26 protein-coding genes and 1 tRNA gene are annotated in these 26,705 nt (G+C 67.0%); 12 read left to right on the top strand and 15 right to left on the bottom strand.

Annotation, left to right across the window (positions count from 1 at the left end):
* Positions 1 to 28: 28 nt before the first annotated feature.
* A complete protein-coding gene (locus ACZ5PO_RS28650) occupies positions 29 to 2,089 on the bottom strand; it encodes a M3 family metallopeptidase (protein ID WP_464185594.1) in 2,061 nt (686 codons plus the stop codon).
* Positions 2,090 to 2,132: 43 nt separating this feature from the next.
* Positions 2,133 to 2,498, bottom strand: a complete 366-nt coding sequence (locus ACZ5PO_RS28645; RefSeq protein WP_464185592.1) for a hypothetical protein — start codon at positions 2,496 to 2,498, stop codon at positions 2,133 to 2,135.
* Between the two features lie 661 nt (positions 2,499 to 3,159).
* Between ACZ5PO_RS28645 and ACZ5PO_RS28640 the strand changes: the two genes are divergently transcribed.
* The gene (locus ACZ5PO_RS28640) at positions 3,160 to 3,474 is read left to right on the top strand and encodes a hypothetical protein (protein WP_464185591.1); all 315 of its coding nucleotides are present in this window, start codon (positions 3,160 to 3,162) and stop codon (positions 3,472 to 3,474) included.
* Between the two features lie 32 nt (positions 3,475 to 3,506).
* Here the strand turns inward: ACZ5PO_RS28640 and ACZ5PO_RS28635 are convergent, their stop codons facing one another.
* Positions 3,507 to 5,399, bottom strand: a complete 1,893-nt coding sequence (locus ACZ5PO_RS28635) for a COG3904 family protein (protein WP_464185590.1) — start codon at positions 5,397 to 5,399, stop codon at positions 3,507 to 3,509.
* Positions 5,400 to 5,654: 255 nt separating this feature from the next.
* On the opposite strand from ACZ5PO_RS28635, the gene ACZ5PO_RS28630 reads away from it, so the two are divergent.
* Positions 5,655 to 5,930: a hypothetical protein gene (locus ACZ5PO_RS28630; protein ID WP_464185589.1), complete on the top strand. Its 276-nt coding sequence runs from the start codon at positions 5,655 to 5,657 to the stop codon at positions 5,928 to 5,930.
* A 23-nt stretch (positions 5,931 to 5,953) separates the two neighbouring features.
* Here ACZ5PO_RS28630 and ACZ5PO_RS28625 read toward each other — a convergent pair whose 3' ends face one another.
* Positions 5,954 to 6,556, bottom strand: coding sequence for a hypothetical protein (locus ACZ5PO_RS28625; RefSeq protein WP_464185586.1), 603 nt, complete (start codon positions 6,554 to 6,556; stop codon positions 5,954 to 5,956).
* A gap of 338 nt (positions 6,557 to 6,894) precedes the next feature.
* Positions 6,895 to 8,247: an MFS transporter gene (locus ACZ5PO_RS28620; RefSeq protein WP_464185585.1), complete on the bottom strand. Its 1,353-nt coding sequence runs from the start codon at positions 8,245 to 8,247 to the stop codon at positions 6,895 to 6,897.
* 334 nt (positions 8,248 to 8,581) lie between these two features.
* Between ACZ5PO_RS28620 and ppk2 the strand changes: the two genes are divergently transcribed.
* On the top strand, positions 8,582 to 9,499 hold the full coding sequence (gene ppk2 / locus ACZ5PO_RS28615) for a polyphosphate kinase 2 (RefSeq protein WP_464185582.1): 918 nt from the start codon (positions 8,582 to 8,584) through the stop codon (positions 9,497 to 9,499).
* Positions 9,500 to 9,822: 323 nt separating this feature from the next.
* Positions 9,823 to 10,113, top strand: a complete 291-nt coding sequence (locus ACZ5PO_RS28610) for an antibiotic biosynthesis monooxygenase family protein (protein ID WP_464185581.1) — start codon at positions 9,823 to 9,825, stop codon at positions 10,111 to 10,113.
* Positions 10,114 to 10,274: 161 nt separating this feature from the next.
* Here ACZ5PO_RS28610 and ACZ5PO_RS28605 read toward each other — a convergent pair whose 3' ends face one another.
* Positions 10,275 to 11,120 (bottom strand): helix-turn-helix transcriptional regulator, encoded by an 846-nt coding sequence (locus ACZ5PO_RS28605; protein WP_464185580.1) that lies wholly within the window; start codon positions 11,118 to 11,120, stop codon positions 10,275 to 10,277.
* A gap of 95 nt (positions 11,121 to 11,215) precedes the next feature.
* Between ACZ5PO_RS28605 and ACZ5PO_RS28600 the strand changes: the two genes are divergently transcribed.
* Positions 11,216 to 12,112 carry an SDR family oxidoreductase gene (locus ACZ5PO_RS28600; protein WP_464185579.1) on the top strand — a complete coding sequence of 299 codons (897 nt, stop codon included), beginning with the start codon at positions 11,216 to 11,218 and terminating at the stop codon, positions 12,110 to 12,112.
* 111 nt (positions 12,113 to 12,223) lie between these two features.
* On the opposite strand, the gene pdxR is transcribed toward ACZ5PO_RS28600, so the two are convergent.
* Positions 12,224 to 13,729, bottom strand: coding sequence for a MocR-like pyridoxine biosynthesis transcription factor PdxR (pdxR, locus tag ACZ5PO_RS28595; RefSeq protein ID WP_464185578.1), 1,506 nt, complete (start codon positions 13,727 to 13,729; stop codon positions 12,224 to 12,226).
* Here pdxR and ACZ5PO_RS28590 point away from each other — a divergent pair.
* From ACZ5PO_RS28590 to ACZ5PO_RS28570, 5 genes are read left to right on the top strand one after another with little or no spacing between them, the layout of a single operon-like run.
* Positions 13,728 to 13,883, top strand: a complete 156-nt coding sequence (locus tag ACZ5PO_RS28590) for a hypothetical protein (protein WP_464185577.1) — start codon at positions 13,728 to 13,730, stop codon at positions 13,881 to 13,883. The genes pdxR and ACZ5PO_RS28590 overlap by 2 nt on opposite strands.
* The gene (locus tag ACZ5PO_RS28585) at positions 13,883 to 14,416 is read left to right on the top strand and encodes a TlpA disulfide reductase family protein (protein WP_464185576.1); all 534 of its coding nucleotides are present in this window, start codon (positions 13,883 to 13,885) and stop codon (positions 14,414 to 14,416) included. The genes ACZ5PO_RS28590 and ACZ5PO_RS28585 overlap by 1 nt, the downstream gene beginning before the upstream one ends.
* A gap of 13 nt (positions 14,417 to 14,429) precedes the next feature.
* Positions 14,430 to 15,230 (top strand): YggS family pyridoxal phosphate-dependent enzyme, encoded by an 801-nt coding sequence (locus ACZ5PO_RS28580; RefSeq protein WP_464185575.1) that lies wholly within the window; start codon positions 14,430 to 14,432, stop codon positions 15,228 to 15,230.
* Entirely contained in the window at positions 15,227 to 16,129 is a 903-nt protein-coding gene (locus tag ACZ5PO_RS28575; protein WP_464185574.1) for a dihydrodipicolinate synthase family protein, read from the top strand. Before ACZ5PO_RS28580 ends, ACZ5PO_RS28575 begins: the two co-directional genes overlap by 4 nt.
* A complete protein-coding gene (locus tag ACZ5PO_RS28570; protein ID WP_464185573.1) occupies positions 16,126 to 16,842 on the top strand; it encodes a glutamine amidotransferase in 717 nt (238 codons plus the stop codon). The genes ACZ5PO_RS28575 and ACZ5PO_RS28570 overlap by 4 nt, the downstream gene beginning before the upstream one ends.
* A gap of 224 nt (positions 16,843 to 17,066) precedes the next feature.
* Here the strand turns inward: ACZ5PO_RS28570 and ACZ5PO_RS28565 are convergent, their stop codons facing one another.
* From ACZ5PO_RS28565 to ACZ5PO_RS28535, 7 genes are all read right to left on the bottom strand, one after another.
* A complete protein-coding gene (locus ACZ5PO_RS28565; protein WP_464185572.1) occupies positions 17,067 to 17,996 on the bottom strand; it encodes an alpha/beta fold hydrolase in 930 nt (309 codons plus the stop codon).
* A 240-nt stretch (positions 17,997 to 18,236) separates the two neighbouring features.
* Entirely contained in the window at positions 18,237 to 18,500 is a 264-nt protein-coding gene (locus tag ACZ5PO_RS28560; RefSeq protein ID WP_464185571.1) for a ribbon-helix-helix domain-containing protein, read from the bottom strand.
* 294 nt (positions 18,501 to 18,794) lie between these two features.
* Positions 18,795 to 20,114, bottom strand: coding sequence for a tricarballylate/proton symporter TcuC (tcuC, locus tag ACZ5PO_RS28555; protein WP_464185570.1), 1,320 nt, complete (start codon positions 20,112 to 20,114; stop codon positions 18,795 to 18,797).
* Between the two features lie 132 nt (positions 20,115 to 20,246).
* A complete protein-coding gene (locus ACZ5PO_RS28550; RefSeq protein WP_464185568.1) occupies positions 20,247 to 21,482 on the bottom strand; it encodes an ABC transporter permease in 1,236 nt (411 codons plus the stop codon).
* Positions 21,479 to 22,207: an ABC transporter ATP-binding protein gene (locus ACZ5PO_RS28545; protein ID WP_464185567.1), complete on the bottom strand. Its 729-nt coding sequence runs from the start codon at positions 22,205 to 22,207 to the stop codon at positions 21,479 to 21,481. The genes ACZ5PO_RS28550 and ACZ5PO_RS28545 overlap by 4 nt, the downstream gene beginning before the upstream one ends.
* A 15-nt stretch (positions 22,208 to 22,222) precedes the next feature.
* Positions 22,223 to 23,572, bottom strand: coding sequence for an efflux RND transporter periplasmic adaptor subunit (locus ACZ5PO_RS28540; protein ID WP_464185566.1), 1,350 nt, complete (start codon positions 23,570 to 23,572; stop codon positions 22,223 to 22,225).
* A gap of 197 nt (positions 23,573 to 23,769) precedes the next feature.
* Positions 23,770 to 24,123, bottom strand: coding sequence for a hypothetical protein (locus ACZ5PO_RS28535; RefSeq protein WP_464185564.1), 354 nt, complete (start codon positions 24,121 to 24,123; stop codon positions 23,770 to 23,772).
* A 307-nt stretch (positions 24,124 to 24,430) separates the two neighbouring features.
* On the opposite strand from ACZ5PO_RS28535, the gene ACZ5PO_RS28530 reads away from it, so the two are divergent.
* A tRNA-Ser gene (locus ACZ5PO_RS28530) sits at positions 24,431 to 24,519 on the top strand.
* Here the strand turns inward: ACZ5PO_RS28530 and ACZ5PO_RS28525 are convergent.
* The gene (locus tag ACZ5PO_RS28525; protein WP_464185562.1) at positions 24,520 to 24,798 is read right to left on the bottom strand and encodes a hypothetical protein; all 279 of its coding nucleotides are present in this window, start codon (positions 24,796 to 24,798) and stop codon (positions 24,520 to 24,522) included.
* Between the two features lie 602 nt (positions 24,799 to 25,400).
* Here ACZ5PO_RS28525 and ACZ5PO_RS28520 point away from each other — a divergent pair.
* The gene (locus tag ACZ5PO_RS28520; RefSeq protein WP_464185561.1) at positions 25,401 to 26,417 is read left to right on the top strand and encodes a helix-turn-helix domain-containing protein; all 1,017 of its coding nucleotides are present in this window, start codon (positions 25,401 to 25,403) and stop codon (positions 26,415 to 26,417) included.
* Positions 26,418 to 26,705: the final 288 nt, after the last annotated feature.

Raw genomic sequence — 26,705 nt, 5'->3', positions numbered from 1 at the left:
CGTCGGCCAAATGCGTCGGCCGTTTTAGCTACGCGGCGCCGGCGAGGTCGTCGCCCACGGCGAGGCCCCGCTTCGCCAGCAGGGCGGCAGGGTCGGCGGCGCGACCGCGAAAGGCCCGGTAGGCGGCATCGGCAGGCCTGCGGTTGCCGGCACCATAGACGTCACGGCGCAGGCGCGCGGCCAAATCGGGGTCGAAGACGTCACCGCTCTCCGTGAAAGCGGCGAAGCCGTCGGCGTCGAGAACCTCCGACCAGAGATAGCTGTAGTAGGCCGACGAATAGCCGTCGCCGCTAAACACGTGCAGGAAGTGCGGCAGGCGGTGGCGCATGACCATCGCCTCCGGCATGCCGATCTCGGCCAGCAGATCGCGCTCGAAGGCATCGGCGTCGAAGGGCCCGTGCACTGGCCGCCGATGCATTTGCAGGTCGGCCAGGGCCGAGGCCACGTACTCGACGGTGGCAAAGCCTTGACCGTAGGTGCGCGTCGCCAGCAGCCGCCCGAGGAGCTCTTTCGGCATCGGTTCGCCGCTCAGGTAATGGGTGGCGAAACGCTCCAGGATCTCGGGCTGCTCGAGCCAGTGCTCGTAGAGCTGGGACGGGAACTCGACGAAGTCGCGCGCCACGTTGGTGCCGGAGATCATCGGGTAGGTGACGTCCGACAGCAGCCCGTGCAGGGCGTGGCCGAACTCGTGGAACAGCGTGTGGGCTTCGTCGAACGACAGCAGCGCGGGCTCGCCGGGGGCGGCTTTGGCGAAATTCATCACGTTGACCACGATCGGCCGGACATCTCCGCGCAGCCGCTCCTGGATGCGGAAGGAGCTCATCCAGGCGCCGCTGCGCTTGGAGGGCCGCGCAAAATAATCGCCGAGGAAGAGGCCGATGTGGCGGCCGTCGCCGTCGCACACCTCGAACGCCCGCACGTCCGGATGGTAGCTTGGAAGGTCGAACCGCTCGGTGAAGCTCAGCCCGAACAGGCGCGACGCGGTATGGAACGCCGCCGCAATGATCCGGTCGAGCTGGAGGTACGGCTTCAGCTCGCCCTCGTCCAAGTCGAGCACGGCTTTGCGCCGCCGCTCGGCGTAGTGGCGCCAGTCCCACGGCGCGATGGTGAAGTTGTCGCCATCGGCGTTGATCAGTTCCTGCAGCGCCGCCTGCTCGCGCAGCGCCTGGTCTCGGGCCGGCATCCAGACGGACGTCAGCAGGTTCATGGCCGCATCCGGCGTCTTCGCCATGGAGTCCGACAGGCGGAAATCGGCGAAGCTGGCATAGCCGAGCAGAGCCGCCTTCTCGGCCCGCAGGGCCACGAGCTCGGCCAAAATGGCGCGGTTGTCGGTCTCCCCACCGGTCTGGCCGCGCGCGATCCAAGCCTTGAACGCGTGCTCGCGCAGGTCCCGGCGGGTCGAGAACTGCAGAAACGGCTCGATCGACGAGCGCGCCAGCGTGATGAGGTAGCGGCCGTCGAGCCCCCGCTCGGTGGCGGCCTGGGCTGCGGCTACCCGGGCGACGGCAGGCAGACCTGCCAGATCCTCCTCGTCGAGGACGAGCGTCCACGACGCTTCGTCGGCGAGCACGTTCTGGCCGAATTGGGTGCCGAGGGCGGCGCTGCGTTCGGCAATCGCCGCCATGCGGGCCTTGGCGTCGGCGGCGAGGCCGGCGCCCGCACGCTCGAACGCCAGCACGTAGCGCTCCAGCACGCGGGACTGCTCGTCCGTCAGGCCGAGAGCAGCCGACCGCCGGCCGAGCTCGGCAACGCGGGCGTAGAGCGCCTCGCTCAGGAAGATCGCGCTGCGATGGCGGGCGAGCAGAGGCGCGACGTCGCGCTCGATCGCCTGGAGCGCCGGGCTGGTGTTCGCCCCCGTCAGGTTGAAGAAGACGTTGGAGACGCGCAGCAGCGTTGCGCCGGAGCGTTCGAGAGCGGCGATGGTATTCTCGAAGTCCGGTGCCGCAGGATCAGCCGCGATCGCCGCCACCTCGGCCAGATGCTCGTCCATGCCGCTCTGAAAGGCCGGCTGAAAATGCTCGGCCTCAATGTCGGCGAACGGCGGCACGCCGAGCGGGCTCGTCCAGGGACGCAGCAGAGGGTTTGACATGGCGGTGGATTGGCTGGACGTGGGAAGGCTGCCGAGGCGAACCTCAGGGACGGACGCGGCTCGGCGCGCGGGGCCACGGATCGATGCCGAACCGCCGCATGATGATTCGACGCCCAATCAGAGCGCCAATCCAGATCACGCCCATGGTCACCAACGCCAGCGGGATCGCCACGGCGAGGATCGCAAGGGCGACCGCGGCCAGCAGCAGCCGCTTGCCCAGACGGGCAGCGCCCGGGCCCCAGAGCGGCTCCTGCGGCTGACCGTCGCGGATCATCACCTGCTCGCCGACGACCTCGGCCTCCAGAATGACCGGTCGGTCAGCGCGCTCCGCCTTGTTACGCTCCCACCGAGAGTTCGTCGTCATCGTTACGTGAATCCCTGTTGGCGCCTCACCCGCGGGCTTGCGCACGCAAGCCCGTCGTAACCCGCCATGCGTCTGCATATGGCAACACAACAGCGGCAAATATAAGGATTTATTCGGCGCTGACCATGGTCGTAGCCGGATTCGCGGGGTCGGAAGCGGCCCGGCGGCCGAGGCGCGCTAGAACGCAAACACGAAGACGGCGAAGGCGATGGCCGCAACCACGCCGCCCACCGCCAGTCCGACGAGGATGCGGTCGTACAGGGCGATTCGCGCCTTCAACTCGGGATCCTCGCGCCAATCGAAGCCGAGGGGGGAACCATCGCAGTCTCCGTTCTCAGACCCCCGACGCGTGCAGGGTTGCCAGCACGACGATGGCGATCGTCAGCACCGCCCAGCCGATCGGCGTTGCGAACAGGATGGACAAGGCGGAACGAACCGCGGTCATCGAGAGGCTCCTTGCCAGCGCCCAGTGGGCTCGCACTGCAGGCTGCAAGGCTGCGGCCAACGGCCGCCGACGCCGGGGGCAAGAGAAACATCAGCAGATTCAATGGAACGATATCGGAGAGCGGGCTCCGCTTTTGCAATTTGCAATGCGGGGAACGCGGACGGCGTCGCGTTTTGCGACGTTGACCGGCCGCCCGGCAGCCTCGAAACCGCCCATAAGGACTGGTTGAGGGGCCTCATCGATTTCGCAGGAGAGCGCAGCATGCGCACGTACGCCTTCCACCTTGCGCTCGTGGCCGCCGCAGTGGCGGGCGCGTCATCGCCGCTGCTTGCTGCGCCGGCGCCGGTCTGGCTCGCGCGCCCCTCGTCACCGCCGCTTCCGCTCGAACGTGCCGGCATGGTCTGCGATGCCAATGGCTGCCGCATGGGATCGGCCGACACGGCGAACCGCGACCCCTACTACGGCCGTTCGTACCTCGGCACCAACGACGAGGTGAAGCGCGCCCTGGCCGAGCGCGACCGCATCCGCCGCGAGCGCCAGCAGCGCGAGACCGCCGAGCCCGGCCAGGGCCGGTAACGCGTGAGCGAATCCGCTCGGCCGTCAGCCTGTCACTCGTCGGCAACCATCATGCGGTAGAGAGCCGCTCCATCCTTCTCGCCCTGCTGGGAGATCTGGCGGTACAGCATCCGTATCGCGGCGCAATAGTCGGCGAACTTGGCCGGCGGAATCTCCTTGTCTTCCCGCAGGAGCTCGACCTTATCGGGACCGAGACGGCGTGCAATTTCGGCATCGATCCTGGCCCGGAGCGCCGCGAGCGCGGCGCGATCGAGATCGGGCCGGCCCGACGCGGTTCGAATCGCCTGTGCGCCGAGGGCCATTTCGCGCTGAATAAGCGCCTCCGGCAAGAGCCCCGCCAGCTCCCGCCATCGCAGGGTGCCGCTCGCGAAAGAATAGCAAACGGCCGGGCTCACGGCACCGACAGCGTCGAGCTGGTCTGCGATCAGTGTCGCCAGGGCCAACAACGTCGCATCGTCTGCCATGGGAATGGCGGTGCCGTATATTTGCCTGGATCGCTTGTCTACTACATCGAAGGCTTCGGCCTCCGTCCGACCAGCTTGCAAATTCCTTTGGAATTCGTCGACGATGCTGTCGAGCTTCGCCGGCATGCGATCCCGTGCGGCGGCTAGAATCGGACTGAACTTGGCCAGGATGCCCGCCACTTTGTCACGATCGAACCCGACGATCGCCCCGGAGAGCGCAAACTGACTACCGTCCGAGATCGCTGTGACGATTCGCGCCTTGAGCAGTTCGTCAGCCGACGGCTTCCATAGCTCGGAGCTCGGCGTCGCCAGGGCGCGATCGATGAACGCGCCATCGACGCCAGCGCGCAGCAGGGCCGACCGCTGCGGATCCGGGTAGCCCGCCAGCTGTGCCGCGCTCAGCCCCGGGAACCAGCTGCGATGGAAGCCAAGCTGCGCGCGCTGTGCCAGCCAACGCTCACGTCCTGCGGCGAACGCAAGTGTGCACGCAGAGTGGCACGCGTCAGGGACGTAGGTCTTCATCCCGTGCTCGCGAATGAACGCATTCAGCTTCTCGGCTTCGCCGAGACGGCCGCCGATGCTGGTGAGATGGACTACGCCGATGCGCGGTGAGGCCTTGACGATGCGGGCAAAGTCGTCGGTGAGGCCGAACTTGAAGCCGCCGCTGATCTCGGCCTCGGTGCCGTCGCGCATCACGCGGATCGAGAAATCCGGCAGGTCCGGATCTCCGAGGAAAGCCATGCGGTATGTCTCACGCAGTTGCGGAAGACCCTCGCCGACGAAATCCGCCGCAAATCTGAGGACCGCCAATACGAAGGCGGCCTTCGCCAGATAGGCCCAGGCCGGGCTCCGACCAATCGCACGCTTCGCTCGGGCGTAACGTGTCGCCGATCGCCAGACGCCGCCCACCTGAAACACGGTGATCAGCGCGCCGGCCCCCCACGCCGCCGCCAGCGACCAGAAGATCGGCGTGGGATCGTACGCGGTTCGTGCCGGAAACAGCACCACGATGGCCCCCGTGACCATCGCCATCAGAACGTTCAAGCCCAAGCCGAACAGCCAGTAGGAGACTGGAAGCGACAGCTCCCCCCTCCAGAAGCGGACGAGAAGATGACCGCGGGCGGACGGCTCGCGCGGCGCCGTCGGGAGCTCGCTCGACTCCGCAGGGGCGGCGTGGTCGGGAGCTCGCCGCCGCTGCAAGCGCACCAAGCCGACGATGAGCCAAATCAGCTGCGGCACCAGGAAGAGGCCAAATGCCAAGACGAAACGGATCGCCCCGAGCTGGGCGTCGATGATGCTGGCCAGGGCCGTCAGCAGGAGCAGAGACAGGCCGTTGGCGACCAGGATACGGGTGCGCGGCGGGCCGTCCTTCGGCAGCAGCCAAGCAAAAAGAGTCGTAACGAGGGCCGCAGCACCGGTCAGCATGGCGACGTAGACCACGGCACCAATCGCAATGGACAAGCTGCTGCTCAACATCACGCGGGGCCCCGTAAGGAGATCAGGCTCGCCATCGGCGCGGCAAGCATAACCTCAACAGGAACGCGCGTAAAACGTGCATGAATGAGTTGCTCGCGCGCACCGTCGCACGGGTGGCTCGACGCGCAACCGTGGCATCGCCACAATGCCATGCGACGCAGGCGCCGCACATCGGAGCCGCTGGCTGCCGATCAGGCCGCGAGGCGAGGGCCCACGTTCGATTGATTCATGGAGGGGGCGATGTTTCATGTCGGGCAGAAGATCGTCTGTGTCGATGACCGGCCGGCGAACGACGGCTTTCCGCTGCCGATCGTGCGCGGCTCGATCTACACGGTCGCGCGCTTCGAGCAGTCGCTGTGCCTGGATGGCCACCAGAGCGTGGAGCTGGTCGAGACGTCACCTCCGGCACGGCCGCATTTCACCCGCACCTTCAGAGCGACCCGTTTCCGACCGCTGAACGAGCGGCGGACCGACATCTCGATGCTGGAAGCGCTGCTCGAGCCGCTCGACGCCTGACGCGCCGCGCTGATGCCGCGTCGTTAGGTCTGCGCGATCGGACCGCTTCTGTTCGGTCGCGTCGCAGCCGCACGCTCCCGGTAGGCGGCAAGGGCATGGGCGGCGTCGCCGTAGGCGGGCTCGTTGACGTTCAAGTCGTAGCGCCGGCGGAGCCTGGCTGCCAGATCCCAGGCATCCACACCTAGCCGCGAGGCCTGTTCCTCGACGACGTCCTGGATCTTGTCTTCCTCGAATTCGATCGCCGTGTCGATCGCGGCCTGCCCGCCGTCGATCCTGTTGCGGAGCCCGAGGGCCCGATTGGCCAGGCCGATGTCGAGGGCGCGCCACCCGTCGGCTTCGTCCGGGTATTGCGGCATCGGCGGCAACTCGGAATCCCAGTCGGGAAACTCGTAGTCCTGCGTCGTTTCAGCATTCTGGTTGTCGATGATCAGCTTCCAGCAGGAATACGTATAGCCTTCCAGGGCGATGGCCAGCCTCATCGCCGTATAACTCGCAAGCGCTTTCCGCTTCTGGCGGTCTTGATAAAGCGACATCCCACCGGTTACAATAAATGTACCAATACTTGCTCCTACAAGAGCGCTTAAAATAGGCATCGACCCGCCAAGGTATTCCGTCCAGCAACTCATTCGACCGCCCCCAGTCAAATCCCCACAGTTTGCTTATCACGGGGCAAATTTGCTTTCTATCCAACCGCGCGGTGCAGCGCTGAATTTCGTGCAATCGAGAATGGCGGCCAAACAACGAGGCCCCTCCGGCTCGCGCTATGGCCGGGCAGGATCGAGCCGGCAGAGCGAGCTTTGCTCGCCGGAACAATGGGTTCCCACGGAAGCCACGCCCGGCAACGACGCGCGCGGACGACGATGCGGCCGGCGCGCCGATGGCCGGCGCGGGGTGAACGACACGGCCGAACGCCCATCCGGCTCGACGCGGGCCATCGCGGCCGGACGAGCCGACGACGAACCGCTCAGCTGTCGATGTCCACGTCCTTGGTCTCCGGGCCCGCCAGCAGGGCGATGAGGGTCAGCACCGCCATGGCCGACAGATATACGCCGACCCAGAAGGGACTGCCGTGGCCGGCGCTCCACAAGGCGACGGCGATGAAGGGGGCGACCGCCGCGCCCAGGATCGAGGAGACGTTGTAGGAGATGCCCGAGCCCGTATAGCGGACGTTGGCCGGAAACAGCTCCGGCAGCAGAGCGCCCATGGGCCCGAACGTCATGCCCATGAGCGCAAAGCCCACGATCAACCAGGTCATCACGCCGACCGGGCCGCCGGCGAGCAACGGAACCCAGCTGAAGCCGAAGACGATGATGGCGAGGGTGACGCAGATCAGCGTCTTGCGGCGCCCCCAGCGGTCGGCCCACGGCCCGGACAGGAGCGTGAAAACGCCAAAGAACACGACGCCGACGATCATCATGAGCACGAAAGTCCGGTAGTCGTAGCCGAGGCCCGGCGTCGCGGCGCTCGTGGCGGCGCGTCCGTAGCTCAGCGAGAAAGTCGTCATCAGGTAGAAGAGGACGTAGGTCGCGAGCATGTAGAACGTGCCCAGCACCAGGGCCTTCCAGTGGCTCCTGACCACCGACGCGAGTGGCATCTTCTGGACCGCCCCGGTCTTGACCGTGTTCTCGAAGGCCTTGCTTTCCACCAGATTGAGACGAACCCAAAGCCCGATGACGACCATCACGGCGGAAAACAGGAACGGGATGCGCCAGCCCCATTGCAGGAAGGCCGTCGACGGCCGCGACGGATCATCGGAGGGCAGGGCGGCGGCGATGATCAGGAACAGGCCGTTGGCGATGATGAATCCGATGGGCGCGCCGAGCTGCGGGAAGGTGCCGAAGATGGCGCGCTTGCCCTTGGGCGCGTTCTCGGTCGCGACGAGGGCCGCACCGCTCCATTCGCCGCCGAGGGCGAAGCCCTGAGCCAGGCGCAGCAGCACGAGCAGGGTGGGCGCCGCCCAGCCGACGCTTGGGAATGTCGGCAGCAGGCCGATGAGGAAGGTGGCTATGCCCATGGTCAGCAGCGCCCCGACGAGAGTGATCTTGCGGCCGCGCCGGTCACCCAGATGACCGAAGAAGATCGCGCCCAGCGGCCGCGCCACCATGGCCGCGCCAAAAACGGCGAAGGAGGCCAGCAATGCTGCCGTGTCGTTGCCGGCCGGAAAGAACAGATGCGGGAAGACCAGGACCGCCGCCGTCGCGTAGACGTAGAAATCGTAAAATTCGATCGTCGTTCCGACCAGGCTCGCCAGGACGACCCTGGTTCGGGAGTTGGCCGGCGCGGCGTCGAAAGTCGCCGTCGAGGCTGCGTATGACATAGAGGAACTCCAGCGAGGTAGATAACTCCGCGTGCGGGCGCGAGATGCGCGAGGCGTCGTCCCCGCTACGTGCCGTTCGGGCCTGATCCGCCATCAAAACGGGCGTCCATTTGCGGGGATCACGCTCTCGGCGCCTGGCCGGGGAGGGCTCGTCGCATGGACCCATCGCCCGGACAATTCAAGGCTAATCTTCGGGCGCGGCCCGCGGCATCGCGCATTCGGCCGGGGACCGGCCGTGGTCCGCCACGCGGTCGGACGGACGGGACGCATGGCCTGTCACCAGATCGCATCAGTTTGCGAGTACCCCCCGAAGGTCTGCAGGAGGATTTGACAGATGCAGAATGCCACGAACGACGAGGCCCGGCCCTGGTTGGAGCTGGAGCTTCAGGACGACATGGACGAGGAACTCGAGCAGGAGATCGATGACGCGCGCGTCCCGCCCGAGCTGCGGTCGCTGCTGGACAAGCGGCAGAAGAGCACGATCGACCGCCAGCTCTATTTCAGCGAGCTGCTGCGCCTCCAGGGCGAGCTGGTGAAGCTGCAGGACTGGGTGCAGTACAAGAAGCTGAAGCTCGTCGTGCTGTTCGAAGGTCGCGACAGCGCCGGCAAGGGCGGCGTGATCAAGCGCATCATGCAGCGGGTCAACCCGCGCACCTGCCGCACGGTGGCGCTGCCCGCGCCGTCCGACCGCGAAAAGACGCAGTGGTACTTCCAGCGCTACGTATCGCACCTGCCCGCGGCCGGTGAGATCGTGCTGTTCGATCGGAGCTGGTACAACCGCGCCGGCGTCGAGCGCGTGATGGGCTTCGCGACGGACGAGCAGGTCGAGGACTTCCTGCGCGACGTGCCGGAGTTCGAGCGGGCGCTGGTCCGGTCCGGCATCGTCCTGGTGAAGTACTGGTTCTCCATCACCGACGAGGAGCAGCAGCTCCGCTTCCTTATGCGCATCCACGATCCCCTCAAGCAGTGGAAGCTCTCGCCGATGGACCTGCAATCCCGCGTTCGCTGGGAGCAGTATACCGCGGCGAAAGAGGACATGTTCGACCGCACGAGCATCCCCGAGGCGCCCTGGCACATCGTGGAAGGCAACGACAAGAAGCGCGCACGCCTGAATTGCATTTCGCATCTGCTCTCGCTCGTTCCTTACGGGGAGGTGCCGCACGAGCCGATCGACCTGCCAGATCGCGTGTTCGACCCGAACTATGAGCGCCACACGCTTCCGCCGGAGCTCTACGTCCCCCAAAAATATTGAGCGCGTCGAACGCTGGCCTCGGCCGGCGTCGACCCAAGCTCAGGAGCGCGCCGGCCGTTCGCCGGCGCGCGTGCTTTAGGCCGAAAGGCGAAGGCGCCGGTCCGTCTGCAGGCAAGCCACGCTCGCCGCGCGTTGACCCGCGCACATGCGGATGGCCCAGCCGTTGGACCGTGGCATGCCTCGAAAGCGCCGCGTCAGATCATCGTCACCCTCGTCGGCGACCGCGCCACCGATTGACAGGTTGCCTCGTCGTGCGTGATCCCCACGCGTGCCATCCTGCGGCGGAGGCCAGGCGCCCCCGCAGCCAGCCGAAAGAGAGAGCCATGGTCTGGGAAATCGCCGAACTTACCATCAAGCCGGGACAAGAGGCCGCCTTCGAGGCTGGCGTCGCCCAGGCAAAGCCGTTGTTCGAGCGCGCGAAGGGCTGCAGCGGCATGCAGCTTCAGCGGTCCATCGAGCGACCGAACGTCTATCGCCTCGTCGTCGAATGGGCGACCGTCGAAGACCATACGGTCCATTTCCGCGGCTCGCAGGACTTCCAGGAATGGCGCAGCCTGGTCGGCTCCTACTTCGAGAGCGCTCCGGCGGTGGAGCATACGCAGAGGGTGCTCTGAGAGACTAGAGCGCTTCGCGATTGGGTGGAATCACCCAATCGCAAGGGAAGCGCTCCAGATTCAAAAGGTTATGAGCATTTCTCTGTCATTGGATGATCTCAGCCAATGACGAAATGCTCTAGCCACCACGCCTGCACGTGTCGGTCCCAGTTCGGGCGACATCAGGCCGGCGCCGGCTTTCCGCCTCCGAGGAGGGCCCTGATCCTCTCGAGGTCGGTCGGCCTGACCGGGTTGTAGACCACCATGCAGAGGTCGGGGCGGCCATCGACCGCAAAGGCCGAATATTCGAATGCGAGCGGGCCGAGGGCAGGGTGCTTGATGTGCTTGACGCCCTCGCCATGGCCGCGGACATCGTGGTCGGCCCACATCGCCTTGAATTCGGGGCTCAGCCGGCTGAGCTCGGCGACGAGCGGCTCGGTGGCCGCTGCCGCTCCCGCGCGGGCGGCGTCGATCCTGAAGGCGCCCACGATGAAACGCGCGACGCTGTCCCAATCATATTGCGCCGTGCGGGCGCGGGGATCGAGAAACATGAAGCGCAGGATATTGCGCTGCTTGGGCGGTAGCGCGCCGTAGTCCGTCTGCATCACGGCCGCCGCGCGGTTCCATGCCACGACGTCCCACGCGGCTGTCCTGATGAGGGCCGGGCTCGGCTCCAAGGCATCGAGCACGCGCTGCAGGCGGGGGGTGACGCTTTCATCCGCCCGGTAACGCACCTCGGGCGGACGGCCGAGAGCGAGCAGGAAGAGGTGCTCGCGTTCGACATCCGTGAGCATGAGCGCACGCGCGATCCGGTCGAGCACGTCGGCGGAGGGCGCCCCGCCGCGTCCTTGCTCGAGCCACGTGTACCAGGTGGCGCTGATGTGGGCGCGCTGCGCCACCTCCTCGCGGCGCAAGCCCGGGGTCCGGCGGCGCTCCGGCGGAAAGCCGAATGCCGCCGGATCGAGCTTGGCCCGGCGGTCTTTCAGGTAGGCGCCGAGCGGATTGGCGTGGCCGGAGCGGTCGCTCATGCTGGTAACCACCATACCATGATAATCTCACTACTTTACCAGGATAGCCGAGGCGCTCACATCCGTCTCCCGTTGCAACCGCGGAGACTTCGCTCATGCGCGTATTCGTCACCGGCGCGACCGGCTTCATCGGCTCAGCCATCGTCAGGGACCTGATCGCAGCGGGCCATCACGTGCTTGGCCTGGCGCGTTCGGAGGAAGGGGCGGCGGCGCTCGCCGCTGCCGGAGCCGCCGTCCATCGCGGCTCGCTCGAGGACCTGGAGGGCCTCAGGAGCGGCGCCAGCCAGTCGGAGGGGGTGATCCATACGGCCTTCAACCACGACTTCTCGACCTACGCGGCGAATTGCGAGGACGACCGGCGCGTCATCGAAGCTCTCGGCGGCGCCCTTGCCGGCTCGCAGCGGCCGCTCATCGTGACCTCCGGAACCGGGATGGCCAACACCGCGCCGGGCCAACCTGCCACGGAGGATACACCGCCCGCCACGTCGGCCCTGGTCCCCCGAGCGGCCTCGGAGGAGGCTGCGGCCTCGATCGCAGAGCAGGGCGGCAACGTGTCGGTGGTGCGGTTGCCGCAGGTTCACGACACGGTCAAGCAGGGGCTCATCACCTATGCGGTCGCCCTGGCCCGCGAGACGGGGGTGTCTGCCTATGTGGGCGACGGGCGCCAGCGCTGGCCCGCCGTGCACGTGCTCGACGTCGCCCCCCTCTACCGCCTGGCGCTGGAGAAGGCGGAGCGAGGCGCGCGCTATCACGCCGTCGCCGAAGAGGGCCTGCCGCTGCGGGAGATCGCCGAGGTGATCGGCCGGCGCCTGGACGTGCCGGTCGTCTCCCTCGCCGCGGAAGCTGCGGCCTCCCATTTCGGCTGGCTCGCGCCGTTCGCGGGCTTCGACGCCCCGGCGTCGAGCGAGCTGACGCGCAAACGGCTCGGGTGGAACCCGACCGGGCCCGGGTTGATCGCCGATCTTGAGCGGATGCCCAAACCCGGCGCCTGAGCCAGGCGAAGGCAGGCGCGAGCGCACCTCGGCGCATGCGCTCGCGCCATGCAGCTCATGAGAGCGAGAGCATCTCCCGCGGACAAGGAGCGCTCGGGCCGCGCCTGCCTGCTACGAGGCTCTCACCTGCTCGACAGCCTCCGCGAGCAGATGGACACCCCTCTCGATCTGCCTCGTATCCAGCGCGGCATAGCCCATGACCAGCCCGGCCTGATCGGCTCGGACATGGCTCGACCCCCGATCATAGAGCGGGGATATGGAGTAAACGCCCACGCCCGCACGGCCTGCTCGTTCGATGAGCGCAGTCTCCCGTGATCGCGGCAGATCCCTGAACCACACGACGATGTGCAGCCCGGCGTCGGCGCCCTCGATGGTGATCCGGTCGGCAAAGCTGCGGCGCAGCGCATCGAGCAACGTTTCCCGTCGCTCACCATTGAGCCGGCGCACGCGACGCACATGGCTTTCATAGGCGCCACTTTCGATAAGGGAGGCCAGTGCGTCCTGCTCGGTCACGGGGGAGTGCCGATCCGTCAGCTGCTTGGCCGTCGCGAACACCTCCTGCAGCTCGAGCGGAACCACGAGATAGCCGATCCGCAGCGCCGGCGAGAGCGTCTTGGAAATCGTCCCGAGATAGATGACGCGGCCGGAGTCCTCCAAAACTTGGAGTGGAGGGACCGGATTGATGTCGTAGCGGTACTCGCTGTCGTAATCGTCCTCGATCACATAGGCATCATGCAGGCGCGCCCATTCGAGCAACTTATGGCGACGTGAGATCGGCATCACGCTGCCAAGCGGAAACTGGTGCGACGGCGTGATATAGGCCAGCCGCGCCTCGATTCCCGTGAGCAGCTCCGTGTTCAAGCCGTCGCCATCGACTGCGACGGGGATGGGGGAGGCGCCCGTGCCGGCGAAGGTCTGCCGGGCCATGGCGTAGCAGGGATCTTCGATGACGAAGCGGTCGGCGGAATCCAGGAACAGCCTTGCGCACAGGTCCAGCCCCTGTTGCGAGCCGTTGACGATGACGATCTGCTCCAGCTCGCAACGCACCGTCCGGGCCCGCCAGAGGTAGCCCTGCAAGGCCAGGCGCAGGCGTCGCGATCCCCGCGGATCGTCGTAGGCCAGCCGTTCGGGCCGCGGCGCCATGGCCGCGTTCACGGCGCGTTTCCAGATCGCAGCGGGAAAATCCGACGGCGCGAGATCGCCGTAACGAAAGTCGGCGATCAGCCTGCCCGGCGCGTCGTCGGGCCACGGCGGAATGGCCCGCATGCGTTCGCCGTAGGCGGAGAGGCGGACCGGCCGGGTGCGTTTCGACGATCTGCTGCGCGGGCCCTGATCGACCACGGCGGGGGCGACGCGCGGCCGCGCCCCCTGGCGGACCTCGACGAAGCCTTCGGCCAGCAACTGCTCGTAGGCGACCGTCGCCGTCGTCCGTGAGACGCCCAGCTCGAGCGCCAGGGCGCGGGACGAAGGCAACTGGCCGTCGGGCCCGAACACGCCCCCCAGGATCTGGTCCCGGAGCGCTTCATAGATCTGTCGCGCGCCCATGCCCTGGGCGCGCTCAACGCCGCGTTTTTCCAACTGGACCACTTCGATTGCGAGCAACTGGACGTTCTGCATGAACCAGTTTGACGGTAGTGGAAGGAAAATCCAAGAGGGCTCCGACACGTCGATGACCCGCACCATCGAACAGCCCGAGGCCGGCGCCGGGTCGGCCCGGACGATATCGAAAACCCTCATCGCCGATTTCCGACAGGCTCTGGAGGTGCTGTGATGTCCTCTGACCAACGGGCGCTCGAGTGGCGCACCACGGAATGGTTCAACGCCCCGCAACCGCTCACGCTCGCCGCTCTCCGCGGTCGGGTCGTGATGGTCTGCGCCTTCCAGATGCTATGTCCGGGCTGCGTCAGCCAAGGCCTTCCGCAGGCGCAGCGGGTCGCAAGCTTGTTTCCGCCGTCGGACGTCGCCGTGATCGGGCTCCATAGCGTGTTCGAGCACCACGATGCGATGGGGCCGAACGCGCTTCGCGCCTTCCTGCACGAGTATCGAATCCATTTCCCCGTCGGGGTCGACGAACCCGATGGCGTGTCGCTGCCGCACACCATGCGCGCCTACGGATTTGAAGGCACCCCGACCACCCTGCTGATCGACCGGGCAGGACGCCTGCGCCGCCGGACCCTCGGCCATATCCCGGACCTTCTGCTCGGCGCCGAGATCATGGCGCTGATCGGCGAGCGATCAGCGCCAGCTCCAGACGAGGATGCAGCCGTCTCGGCAGGGGTCTGCACCGCGGACGGCTGCGCGTAGCGGCAAGGACCCCATGACGATGATCCACACCAACGACATGCCGCTTTCGGCCGAGGACGTCGCGCGCTTCGGCCCCGATCCGCGCACGGCTTTCCGTGCCAATCTGGCGTCGGTCGACGATCGCATCGCACGCGCCTGCGCGCGCAGCGGGCGGGACCGCGCCGCCGTGCGGCTCCTTCCCATCACCAAGACGGTGCCGGCCCACATCCTGCGGCTCGCCTTCGACGCCGGCATCCGCGCCTTCGGCGAGAACAAGGTCCAGGAGGCGACCGCAAAGCACGAGGCGCTGGGCGATCTCGCCATCGACTGGAGCATCGTCGGGCATCTCCAGACCAACAAGGTCAAGTATCTGACGCGGTTCGCCCGCGAGTTCCACGCCCTCGACAGCCTGCGGCTCGCCGACCTCCTCAACGCGCGACTGGAGCGCGACGACCGCTTCCTCGACGTCTACATTCAGGTCAACACCTCCGGCGAGGAGAGCAAGTTCGGCCTGCACCCCGACGCGCTGCTGCCCTTTGTTGGCGCCCTGGCCCAGTTCCCGCGGCTGAAGCCACGCGGGCTGATGACGCTTGCGCTCTTCAGCTCCGACATGGCGAAAGTGCGGCCCTGCTTCGCGCTGCTGCGCCGCCTGCGGGACGAAGCCGTCCGACGCAACGCCGCGCTGACCGAGCTGTCGATGGGCATGTCCGGCGACTTCGAGGAGGCGATCGCGGACGGCGCGACCGTCGTCCGCGTCGGCCAGGCCATCTTCGGCAGGCGTCCCACCCCTGACGGTCACTACTGGCCGGGCTTTGCCACGCGAGTTTCACCATGACCTTTCCGAGCGGCTTGTGCGCCTTTCCGATCACGCCGGCCGACCCCGCCGGCCGCGTCGACACCGCAGCGCTGCGCGGGCTGGTTGCCCGCCTCGCGGATGCGCACGTCGATTCCATCGGTCTGCTGGGCAGCACCGGCATCTACATGTACCTGACGCGCGAGGAGCGTCGTCGGTCGCTCGAGGCGGTGCAGGACGAGATCAGTGGCCGCACGCCCGTCGTCGTCGGCATCGGAGCGCTCAGGACCGACGAGGCGGTCGCGCTCGCGCAGGATGCCCGTGCCATCGGCGCCGCAGCCGGGCTGCTGTCGGCCGCATCGTACACGCCGCTCACCGATGCCGAGGTGTTCGAGCATGTCTCGACGGTAGCGCGCGAAAGCGGTCTGCCGATCGTCATCTATGACAATCCGGCCGCGACACATTTCCGGTTCACGCCGGAGCTCGTCGGCCGTCTCGCCAGGGTGCCGGGCATTGTCGCGATCAAGAATCCCGGCGTCGGTCACGAGGAGGCGGCTCGCCATCTCGCCGCGCAGCGCGCCACCGTCCCGGACCGCTTTTCGATCGGCTACAGCGCCGACTGGACGACCACCGAGTCGGTAATCGCCGGCGCTGATGCCTGGTACAGCGTGCTCGGCGGCCTTTTTCCTGGCGTTTGCCTGAAGATCGTCAGGGCGGCTCGACAAGGCGATGCCGACGAGGCGCGCCGGCTGGATGCCGCCCTTGCGCCGATCTGGGATTTGTTCAGGCAGTTCTCCAGCCTGCGCGTGGTCTATGCGCTGGCCGACCTGCTCGACATCTGCCGTACCGACCCGCCGCGGCCGATCCTGCCGCTTCCCGATCCCGCGAAGCGACAGGTCGCCGACACCCTGGCGCGCCTGCCGGCCCACATCACGCAATGACCCGGCCCGTCACGACGACACGGACCGCGCTCGCCGTCCGCCATGTCCATTTCGAGACGCTCGGCACGTTCGAGCACGAGCTGGACAGGATCGGCTATGCGCTGAGCTATGTCGACGTCACCACCCAGGACATCGCCGCGGTCGACCCGCTGGGGCCCGATCTTCTCGTCGTTCTCGGCGGGCCGATCGGCGTTTACGAAACCCAGAGCTATCCCTTCCTCGAACGGGAGCTCACCCTGATCAAGGCTCGGCTCGCTGCGCGCCGGCCGATCCTCGGCATCTGCCTCGGCGCGCAACTGATCGCCGCGGCGCTTGGCGCCGATGTGGCCTCGACCGGCGTCAAAGAGATCGGCTTCGCCCCGATCGAGCTCACCGAGGCCGGCGAACGCGGCCCGCTCCGCCACCTTGCGGGCGTGCCGGTGCTCCACTGGCACGGCGATGGGTTCGATCTGCCGGCGGGCGCCACGCTGCTGGCGACCACCGCGGTCGCCAACCAGGCCTTCTCGATCGGCGGCCACGTGCTCGGGCTGCAATTCCACCCGGAGGCCGACACCAGCCATGGCCTCGAAGCCTGGCTGGTCGGACACGCCGCCGAGCTCGCCGGCGCCGGCATCGACCCGAGGCGCATCCGCGCCGATGCACGCGAGCACGGAGCTGCATTACGCGACGCCGGCCAGGCGGCCTTCGCGGAGTGGCTCGCCCAGCTCGCGTGATCGTCCACCGCGACAAGGCGTTCGCGAATTTTGCCGACTATCAAGATGGCGCCTCAGCGGCAGCGCCCGTCCGTCTGCATGGATCCAAGAGGTGAGTTGACGCGTACAAATCTCCGGGCCCGCCGGGGCCATAATCGATATTTTGCCGGCATCATAAAATAAGCGCTCCAGCCGGCGCCGCTACAACGATCCGCCCATTGGGGAGCTGCCGACGCTGACGGCCCTCAAGGATGGGCCATGTGGGCTCGGCCGTTCACGGCGTCCCTCTGGCGACGCGCCATCCGGTCAAACGCGCCGACGACCGTTGGATGTAGCGCGGATGGCAGATCGTGCCCCATGCCGTCGATCAGCAAGAGCTCGGCTCCCTGGATCGAGGAGGCGGTATCCTCGCCGCATGCGGGCGGGATGAGCGGATCGTCCGCCCCATGGATGACGAGCGCCGGAACCTTGACGGTTGCCAGGCGCGAACGGCGGTCGCCGGCCACGGCCATCGCCGCGAGTTGCCGCGCGACCCCGCCGGGATCATAGGCGCGCCGGACCTCTTCCAGAACGATCCGCCGATGGCCTTCCTCGTCGAACGGATGGCCGGTGCCTGCGATGCGGCGCGCAAAGGCCAGACTGTGCTCCAGGAAGCCGGCCTCGTCCGCAAAGGGGTCGGGCGCAGGGCGCGTCATCATCGCCATGACGTCCGGCGCAGCCTGGGGGAGGGCGCGATTGCCCGTACCCGACATGATGGAGGTGAGCGAGAGAACCCGCTCGGGATGCTCGCTCGCTACGATCTGCGCGATCATGCCGCCCATCGACCGACCCATGATATGCGCCCGGTGGATCGAGAGAGCGTCCAGCAGACCGATCGCGTCAGCGGCCATGTCGCTGAGGTGATAGGGCACATCCGGCCGCTGCCCGGCCGTCAGCATGGCCGCCAACGCGTTGAAATCCGGCGCGCCGCGGGGGCTGAAATGCGTCGAACACCCGGCATCCCGGTTGTCGAAGCGGATCACACGGTAGCCCCGGGACGCCAAGGCCTGGCAGAACGGAACCGTCCATCGGATCATCTGAGTGCCGAGCCCGGCGATCAGAAGGATCGCCTCGGCATTCGGATCGCCGAAGCTGTCGAACGCCAGCTCGACGCCATTGGCTCGCAGAAGCTCCATCTCGGTACTCCATCTGGATCAAGCCCGGAGAGAAAGCTCGCTCGGGGGACGCGACCTGCGGACGCTCCCGCCGGCGGAGATTGCGCGCAAGTTTATATCCGGGTTAAATGCGTTCCGCAATATTACCCGGGTAATATCGACGAGCGATCGAGCCGATGCAGGCAGGGAAGCGCCTACCGCTTCCCACCAGAGGCCTCGTCGATCTCAAGGACAGCGCCTCGCGGGTTTGATCGCGGGCAACTACATCCCGTTCATGGCGGCCATCACGGCAGCCCTGTACGTCTCGTATGCGTGCGCAAGTGCAAAGATGCGGATCGCGGCCGACAATGTGGTGGCTCCACGCGACCGATCGATCTCCGTAAACACGGCTTGGAGCGACACCGATCGCTCCTCTGCGATCTGCTTGATGGCCAGCCAGATGGGCGTCTCGATCGACGCGGACGTGCGCCGTCCGGCAATGCTCAGGGATCGTTTCCGCGGACGAACGGCCCGGGCAGCCTCCATGCCTGACTCCACGCTGTCACCGCAACCATGAGGTTGTGTTTAAGCGCAACCGCGGGTGCGGTCCATTACCCAATCTGGGAAGATGCCGCGGAACGGTTCCGCGCGGCGGCAGCGGCCGTCTGCACGTGGTCCCCTGGTGCCGATTGGAGCGACCGGATCGCCGGCGCGCTCACCGGCTCACCCGCCGGCCGATCGCGCCGCGTGGACCGGCCGTCGACGACCCACCAGCCGCCGTCTGGCGGCCCTCAGAGATGAGCGTCCACCCGGCTGCATCCGCTGCCACAGCGCGCGGACTCATGCGGGACTGACCCTGTCGGCCGCCACGGGCGAGGGCGCCGCTGCCCAGCGATGCTGGCCGCCGCGATAGACCGTGAGCGTCGCAATCAGTCCGCAGGCGCCCGCAAACGCCATCCAGAAGCCGGGCGCCGCCTTGTTGCCGGTATGCTCGATCAGCCATGTGGAGACGAAGGGCGTGAAACCGCCGAAGAGCGCCGTCGCCAGACTATAGGCGAGGGAGAATCCGGCGGTGCGCACCTCGACCGGGATGATTTCGGTCAGGGCCACCACCATGGCGCCGTTGTAGCTGGCGTAGAGAAACGACAGCCAGAGCTCGACGGTGAGCATCTTCTCGAACGTCGGCTGCACGACGAGCCACGACAGGGCCGGATAGGCGGTCAGGATCGTCAACACCGTGAACGTGAGGAGGATCGGCCGGCGGCCGATCCGATCCGAGAGCGCGCCCATCACCGGCAGCCAGATGAAGTTCGATACGCCGACGCACAGCGTGACAACGAGGCTGTCGATCTCGGAGAGCTTCAGCACGCTCTTGCCGAAGGTCGGGGTGTAGACGGTGATGAGATAGAACGAGACCGTCGTCATGACGACGAGCAGCATGCCGGCCAGGACGATACGCCAGTTCGCGGCCATGGAACTGAAGATCTCTGCCGTGGTGGGGTGGTGGCGCCGCGCCAGGAATGCCTCCGTCTCCATCAGCGAGCGGCGGATGACGAAGATGAACGGCACGATCAGGCAGCCGACGAAGAACGGGATGCGCCAGCCCCAGGCGGTGATCTCGGCCGGCATGAGCAGCTTGTTGAGCATGTAGCCGAGAAGGGCGGCGACGATGATCGCCACCTGCTGGCTCGCCGACTGCCAGCTCACATAGAAGCCCTTGTGGCCCGGCGTCGCCATCTCCGAGAGGTAGACGGAGACGCCGCCCAGCTCGACGCCGGCCGAGAAGCCCTGGAGCAGGCGACCGATCAGCACGAGGACCGGCGCCAGCGCGCCGATGGTCGCGTAGCTCGGCACGAAGGCGATGAGGACGGTGCCCATCGCCATGATCAGCAGCGTCGTGATCAGGCCTTTGCGGCGGCCGATGCGGTCGATGTAGGGCCCGAGCACCAGTGCGCCCAGGGGGCGCATGAGGAAGCCGGCCCCGAAGGTCGCGAACGTCAGCATCAGCGAGGCGAACTCGCTGTCGGCCGGAAAGAACGCCTTGGCGATGTGCGAGGCGTAGAAGCCGAAGAGGAAGAAGTCGAACATTTCGAGGAAGTTTCCGCTGGTGACGCGGAAAACCGTTCCGACCTTGCTCGGCTGCGACGGACTGGCGGCCATGGGCGTGTTCCTCCCGATGTTCCGATGGTTTTATTCCCGCGCGGGCAACGAGGCCATTGCGCCTTGGTATCAGGCAGAGGCGAGAGCTTTCGCGCGGCGTGCGCCGCCATCACCGACGTTCGACGTCAACTCCTATTCGGAGCGCAAGGCCGCGATCGGATCCATCCGCGCGGCGCGCTGCGCCGGATAAAGGCCGAAGACGGTTCCGATCAATCCGGCAAATCCGCAGCCCCCGAGGATCGACCAAGGGCTGATGACCACCGGCCATCCCGCGTTCCATGCGATGGCCATGGCCGCTGCGGAACCCAGCAGCGCGCCGACCAACCCGCCGGCGATCGCCAGGACCAACGCTTCGATCAGGAACTGCATTCTGATGTCGCGACGGCTGGCCCCGACCGCCATGCGCAACCCGATCTCGCGGGTGCGCTCGGTGACGGACACCAGCATGATGTTCATCACACTGACGCCGCCCACAACCAGGGACACCGAGGCCACCGCGATCAGGAGCGCGCCGAGGGTCCGCGCGGTGGCCCAACGTGCAGCCAGAACGTCGGCGGGATTCTCGATGCGAAAATCATCGGGGCTATCCCGGCGGATTCGGTGGCGCTGTCTGAGGAGCGTCGCAATTCCGTTTGTCGCGTCCGCGACGGCTGTCGCGTCGCCGATCTTGACCGCGATCAGATCCAAAGCGCTGCGGTTGACGCCGCGGACCGCGCCAAGGACGTGGCTCTGCGCCGTCGCGAGTGGGATGAAGACGACATCGTCCTGGCTGAGGCCCGCCGTGCCCAACCCCTTCTTGTCGAGCACGCCGACCACCGTGAAGGGGACGGCGCCGATCCGCAACGTCCCTCCGAGCGCCGTTCGGCCGTCGAACAATTCGTCGACGATGACGGAGCCGATAATGGCGACCTTGGAAGCGCTTTCCGATTCTCCGAGCGTGAACGACCGCCCCGTCGCCACGCGCCATTCGCGCGCCACCATATAGTCGCTGTTGATACCCGCGACGACCGACGTCCAGTTTCTGTCGCCTGCCACCAGCGGCATGGGGTGCGACAGGAGCGGCGCGCTGACCTGCACCTCGGCGATGTCCCGGCGAATGGCGTCGGCGTCCGCTTCGGTCAGTGTCGGCCGCGTTCCGGACGCGAGCCTCGCGCCGCCGGACGTCTGGGCGCCGGGGATGACCAGGAGGAGGTTGGCGCCGAGCGTGCGGATCTTTTCCGAAACATCGGCCTCGGCGCCCGCGCCGATCGCCGCCGTGCACACCACCGCGCCGACGCCCACGACGAAGCCAAGAGCCGTCAGGGCGCTGCGCAAGGTATTGGCGCGCAAGGCCCTTGCGGCGATCCGGACACTCTCCAGCCAGTTCACGGCGGCGCGCCCGCGAAAGGCCCGGATGGCCTCCCCGCGACGACCGCGGACTCGTCGTCGACGATCAGTCCGTCGTGCAGGGTGATCCGCCGCTGGGCGCGACCGGCGACGTCGGAGGCATGCGTGACGACGACCAGGGTCCGTCCATCCCGGTGAAGGTCCTCGAACAGCGACAGGATCCGCTCGCTCGTCTCACTGTCGAGGGCGCCGGTGGGCTCATCGGCGAGCAGGAGCGCCGGGTCGCCGACGATGGCGCGGGCGATCGCGATGCGTTGCTGTTCGCCGCCGGAGAGCTGGCTCGGCCAATGGCGGGCGCGGTGAGACATCTCCACCCGGTCGAGCGCCGCCGCCGCCCGACGGCACCGTTCGACACGGCCCGCGCCGGCATAGACGAGGGGAAGCTCGACATTCTCCTGCGCCGTGGCGCGCGGCAGCAGCGACGGCAATTGAAAGACGAAGCCGACGTGCCGGTTTCTGATCCTGGCGCAAGAGGCTTCGGGCAGCCGCGCCACGGCCCGCCCGCCGAGGGCATAGGCCCCCCGATCCGGTCGCTCCAGGAGGCCGAGAAGGCTCAGCAGGGTCGACTTCCCGGAGCCGGAGCGGCCGCGAATGGCGACGAACTCGCCGCTCTCGATCGTGATCGAAACATCCGTCACCGCCCGCACGACGGTGCCGCCGGACGGATAGTCCTTGCCGAGGCCTTCGGTCTGGACCAGTGGCGCCATATCGGAACACCCGGGTCAGAACCCCATGCGCAGCCCGAAATGGCCGCGGTCATTGCGTGGCCCGACCGTTCCAACGATCACCCGCTGGCCCTCGTGCAGCGGGCCGCCGAGCAGCGCCGCGCCCGCGTCGTCGCTCGCGCCCAGCGTCGCCATGACGGCGTGGGGCGCTCCATCGGCGCCGACAACCCAGAGCGTGGCGCGCGAGCCTGAATGCGCGTCCCCCGCGGCCGGGCCGGCGGCAGCGCCAGGGTCAGGCTTCGGCTGAAACCGCAAGGCCTGCGCGGGAATTTTGAGAACCTCGCCGGTGTCGCTCACTGCGATGCGCAGCTGAGCGGTCATGCCCGGCAGCAAGAGAAGATCCGGGTTGGGAGCGGAGATGATCACCGTATAGGTGACGACGTTCTGAACGATTTCGGGCGCCTTGCGGATCTGCAGGACCTGGCCGTCGAAGGTTCGGTTCGGGTAAGCGTCGACGGTGAAACTGGCGGTTTGACCGACCTTCACCTGCCCGACGTCCGCCTCGTCGATCTTGCCGTCGACCTCCATCTGCCGCAGGTCGTGCGCAAGCGTGAACAAGGTCCTGGCTTCGAGGCTCACCGCGACCGTCTGGCCAGGGTTGACGTCTCGCCTGATGACGGTTCCGGCGATCGGCGCCCGAAGCACCGTGCGATCATAATTGGCCTTCGCCTGGGCGAGCGCGGCCTCCCTTTGCTCGACGACGGCCTGCGCGTTGACGAGATCGGCTTCCGCCATGTGCGCTTCGGCTTGCGCGATGGAAATCGCCTCCGCCTTCACTTGAATTTGCGCCAGCGCGGCGCGCAGATCGGCCGCACCGCTGTTTCGCAGCGCCTGGGCCTGTTCCAGTTCCCGCTCCGAACCACTGCCGGATCGCGCCAGCAGAGCCTTCCTTTGAAATTCCTTTTCGGCCTGGTCCTGCCTGGCCTTGAGTGCCTCGGCCTGCTCCTCGGCCAGTCCTTTCGTCGACTGCGCCATGGTGACCGCCGCCTTGGCCCGCTCGACCGCTGCGCTTTGCAACAGCATCGCCGCGCGCGCGACACGCAAGACCGCGTTCGCTTCCTTGACCTCCGCGACGAAAATCTCCTGATCGAGCTGAGCGATGGGCTGGCCGGCCTTGACCTGATCGTTGAAGTCCACGAACACCTCGGAGACGCGTCCCGAAAGCTGTGAGCTGATGTCGACGGTCTCGACCGCCGCAACGGCGCCGCTCGCCTTGATGAAGGTCGCGATCCTGCCGCGTTCGATGGGCGCCGTGATGTAACTCACAGCCGCGTCGTTCGGATCGTAGGCATAACCGAGCGCTGCCACGATCACGCCGAGTGACAGGGCGATCTTGCCCCACTGCATGACCTCACGCCTCCGGCCCGGCTGCGGCTCGATGCGCACAATCGGATCCGCGCGCGAGCGCGCCGGTCGCGCCCGCAACAGTTGCTCCGACGAGGATGCCTTGCGTCAGACAACGTCATGCCGCGCACGGGCTATCTCGACCGGCAGCGGCCGTCGGTCGCCCTGCCGGCAACACCGTCCCCGTCGAATGCCCTTTGCTACGGCGCCTGCGAGTGCAGGGCGGCCTGTGCGCACGCATTGTCGTATTGGGAGACCGCCTTCGGATTCGTCGCCGGATTGCCCGGGTTTCCGGCGTATTTCTTCGTTGCGTCCGGATTGAACGGCGATCCGACCCCGGTGCTGGTCTTGGCGTCCGCGCCGATGGAGAAGAAGCTCGTCGCGCCGCAGCTGGCGAGGACATTCGACCCCGTCTGACCTGGTGCGGCTGTCGCCGCGCCGGGGTTCAGGTTGGGGTTGGGCACCAGATTATGGAGGTCATCGGCGAGCGCCGCTCCCGCCCAGAGCGCCAGTGCGCAGGAGGTGATGGCAATGGAACCTCTGAGACTCCTCATGGTCCGCCTCCTCAAGGTGCAGTCAGCCGCTGTTCACGCGAGCGCAACACCCTAGGCAACCAGCTAGCTGACATGAGCGCTAATCAACGCCCGGTGCCCCCAATGGTTCCCAGCGTGAGGCTCGCGCTCGGGGCGCGCCCTACCGCTCCGCCTCTGCCGCTTCGCCCTCCGATTCTTCTCCAACAGACGGCGTGGATAAGCGTAGATGTTCTTGCGCCTCAGGCTAAGGCTTTCTCGACCGCACGCTGTTCTGCTACAAGCGCCGGATCGGGCGCGGCACGCCGATCAGGCGCGCCGCACAGGCCTGGGATGGGTGGCCGAGTGGTTGAAGGCAGCGGTCTTGAAAACCGCCGTGCGGTCTCCGTACCGTGGGTTCGAATCCCACCCCATCCGCCATTATTTCCATTTATGACCTTGATAATTCTGCTGTTTTTTGACCAGATTGCAGATCTGGCCTAACGGCTGGCGGATCGTTGCCGTGCTGGCGCTTCGCGTGAGCCCGACTTGCGTTCGGCTGGCATCAAAGCTGAGACACTCCACCGCGCTGATCGTCGCCACCGCCATGGCCATCTGCCCGCCGGCTCTCGCGGACGACGGCCCGATCGTCGGCCACGCGAGCGTCATCGACGGCAGCACGATCGAGATCCACGGTGCGCGAATCAGGATCAGCGGCATCAACGTGCGCGAGAGACCAGGTCTCCGTCGTCGCCGGTCGGGATGAGCCTGCGGTCGGCGCGCCGCCTTATTCCTCTCGGATCTCATCGGCCGCAGCACCGTCTATTGGCCGCGACCGCTACGGACGCACGCTGGCGCCCTGCGAGGTCAACGTGCAGGACATCCGCGCCGCCATGGTGCGCGCCGGCCCGGCGCTGGCGTTCGTGCGCTACAGCCGAGAACATCTCCCCGCAGAAGGCCGAGGCTAGCCTGTGGGCGACCGACTTCCTGCCGCCCTTGGGCGAGTGGCGAAAACTGTCACGGCGCCGAGGCGCATGGAGTGCGAGATAAACGGGCCCTCTGGCGGCTTCGCCCCCTCATGGTCGAGCGGCGGGGGCTGACAGACGGACGCGCTCGGTGCCGCAGCACCCGGCCCCGCGCTCCCCCGACATCATCTCGATTACCGACGGCCTGGGTGTGTCGGTGCAGGGTCCAATTGGACGGGAATCGCCGCGCCGACGCAGCTGCTGCGCACCAAGCCAGTGCGGCTGTGTTATCGTGGCAACGGGGATCGAGCGGGATTGTCTGGCATCCAGAGGCACCCGCGAGTGGGGGATGATGGGGTGCAGAGCGAGCTTCTGCTGACGACGGATCTGGTCGAGCCGCGCCTGCGCAACGAGGTGTGGCGTGAGTTTACCCGCCCTTTTTTCGAGATCCTACTCGATCCCGACGACCAGGGCGCGGCGCTCCGAGGCTTGGTCCGGGCATGTCCGATCGGGGCGCTGCTGACCGGCCCGATTAGCTTCAACGGACAGCGCCATCGCCGCGACTATCGCGTGATCGCGCAGGGCGGCCTGGACCACTATATGGTGAACTTGGTCGTCGAAGGCTCGCAGGCTGGCGACTACGATGGTCAGACGGTGGTGGCAGAGCCCGGCGACATATTCATTGTAGATCTTGCCCGGACCTACGCCAGCGCCTCGAGCCCCGGCTCACGCTTGTCCGTCGTTCTGCCGCGCCAGCGCGTCGACAAGGTGGCCGGCGGACGCAGCCTGCACGGGGTCGTGCTCAAGGTCGGCGCCCCCGTCACGCGGCTGCTCTCCGACTTCATCATCAGCCTGTCCAGCGTGGCGGCGGAGCTCGATCGCGCCGACGCCCTTGCCATCGAAGAGGCGGCCATCGAGCTTCTGGCGTCCGGCCTTGCCCGGCGCAGCGCCGACGGCTTGGCCTGCGACCCGGTATTGGCGCCGGTTCTGCGGCGGCACGTGCTGGCCTACATCGACGCCCATCTCGGCGATTCGGCGCTTGGCCCGGCGTTGCTGGTGCGCCGCTTCCGCATCTCCCGCGCCCATTTATATCGGATATTTTCCGCTGACGGCGGCGTGGCGACGGTTGTGCGCGAGCGGCGGCTCGATGCGGCCTATCGCGAGCTCTTGCGCGGGCAACGGTCGATCACCAGCATCGGCCTTGGTTTCGGATTTTCCAGCAGCAGTGAGTTTTCGCGCGCGTTTCGAGGGCGTTTTGGCATGACGCCGAGCGAGGTTCGTCGCGAGGTGCATGCCCGGAACCTGGCCGATGCGCCGCTCTCCGACCTGCAAGGGTATTTTTCCGCCTTTGCCCAGCGGTTGCGCGCCACCTGAGCGATCAGGCCGCGTCAAGCACGTGATTGGGCGGGGATCAACATCCCTCTCCGTAATAGCAGCAATCAGCTCAAGCTGGCCCGAGGCGCTGATGCCGGCCCGCCAGCGTGAGACAGTTCGCATGAAATAATGAGACAATTCGACGATGAAAGGTCGATGAAGCCATATATATCCTGACGGTCTCCGTAGCGGGGTTGGCTTCGCCTGGGCGGTATTCTGTCATCACTCGGCCCAAGCTGAACACCAAAGCCCGATCAAAAGCCAACGTTCAATCTCGGGGGACCAAAG

It is taken from the genome of Chelatococcus sp. KU-N122, from assembly GCF_055391085.1.
Note: the sequence above shows the minus strand (reverse complement) of the source record. Positions and strands in the feature narration are given on the sequence as shown.

Bases quoted from the DNA above. Each gene is read 5' to 3' on its own strand.
- ACZ5PO_RS28650 (WP_464185594.1), bottom strand. From the start codon at position 2,089: ATGTCAAACCCTCTGCTGCGTCCCTGGACGAGCCCGCTCGGCGTGCCG.
- ACZ5PO_RS28640 (WP_464185591.1), top strand. From the start codon at position 3,160: ATGCGCACGTACGCCTTCCACCTTGCGCTCGTGGCCGCCGCAGTGGCG.
- ACZ5PO_RS28630 (WP_464185589.1), top strand. From the start codon at position 5,655: ATGTTTCATGTCGGGCAGAAGATCGTCTGTGTCGATGACCGGCCGGCG.
- ACZ5PO_RS28625 (WP_464185586.1), bottom strand. From the start codon at position 6,556: ATGAGTTGCTGGACGGAATACCTTGGCGGGTCGATGCCTATTTTAAGC.
- ACZ5PO_RS28620 (WP_464185585.1), bottom strand. From the start codon at position 8,247: ATGTCATACGCAGCCTCGACGGCGACTTTCGACGCCGCGCCGGCCAAC.
- ppk2 (WP_464185582.1), top strand. From the start codon at position 8,582: ATGCAGAATGCCACGAACGACGAGGCCCGGCCCTGGTTGGAGCTGGAG.
- ACZ5PO_RS28610 (WP_464185581.1), top strand. From the start codon at position 9,823: ATGGTCTGGGAAATCGCCGAACTTACCATCAAGCCGGGACAAGAGGCC.
- ACZ5PO_RS28605 (WP_464185580.1), bottom strand. From the start codon at position 11,120: ATGAGCGACCGCTCCGGCCACGCCAATCCGCTCGGCGCCTACCTGAAA.
- ACZ5PO_RS28600 (WP_464185579.1), top strand. From the start codon at position 11,216: ATGCGCGTATTCGTCACCGGCGCGACCGGCTTCATCGGCTCAGCCATC.
- ACZ5PO_RS28590 (WP_464185577.1), top strand. From the start codon at position 13,728: ATGAACCAGTTTGACGGTAGTGGAAGGAAAATCCAAGAGGGCTCCGAC.
- pdxR (WP_464185578.1), bottom strand. From the start codon at position 13,729: ATGCAGAACGTCCAGTTGCTCGCAATCGAAGTGGTCCAGTTGGAAAAA.
- ACZ5PO_RS28585 (WP_464185576.1), top strand. From the start codon at position 13,883: ATGTCCTCTGACCAACGGGCGCTCGAGTGGCGCACCACGGAATGGTTC.
- ACZ5PO_RS28580 (WP_464185575.1), top strand. From the start codon at position 14,430: ATGACGATGATCCACACCAACGACATGCCGCTTTCGGCCGAGGACGTC.
- ACZ5PO_RS28575 (WP_464185574.1), top strand. From the start codon at position 15,227: ATGACCTTTCCGAGCGGCTTGTGCGCCTTTCCGATCACGCCGGCCGAC.
- ACZ5PO_RS28570 (WP_464185573.1), top strand. From the start codon at position 16,126: ATGACCCGGCCCGTCACGACGACACGGACCGCGCTCGCCGTCCGCCAT.
- ACZ5PO_RS28565 (WP_464185572.1), bottom strand. From the start codon at position 17,996: ATGGAGCTTCTGCGAGCCAATGGCGTCGAGCTGGCGTTCGACAGCTTC.
- ACZ5PO_RS28560 (WP_464185571.1), bottom strand. From the start codon at position 18,500: ATGGAGGCTGCCCGGGCCGTTCGTCCGCGGAAACGATCCCTGAGCATT.
- tcuC (WP_464185570.1), bottom strand. From the start codon at position 20,114: ATGGCCGCCAGTCCGTCGCAGCCGAGCAAGGTCGGAACGGTTTTCCGC.
- ACZ5PO_RS28545 (WP_464185567.1), bottom strand. From the start codon at position 22,207: ATGGCGCCACTGGTCCAGACCGAAGGCCTCGGCAAGGACTATCCGTCC.
- ACZ5PO_RS28540 (WP_464185566.1), bottom strand. From the start codon at position 23,572: ATGCAGTGGGGCAAGATCGCCCTGTCACTCGGCGTGATCGTGGCAGCG.
- ACZ5PO_RS28535 (WP_464185564.1), bottom strand. From the start codon at position 24,123: ATGAGGAGTCTCAGAGGTTCCATTGCCATCACCTCCTGCGCACTGGCG.
- ACZ5PO_RS28525 (WP_464185562.1), bottom strand. From the start codon at position 24,798: ATGCCGCTGATCCTGATTCGCGCACCGTGGATCTCGATCGTGCTGCCG.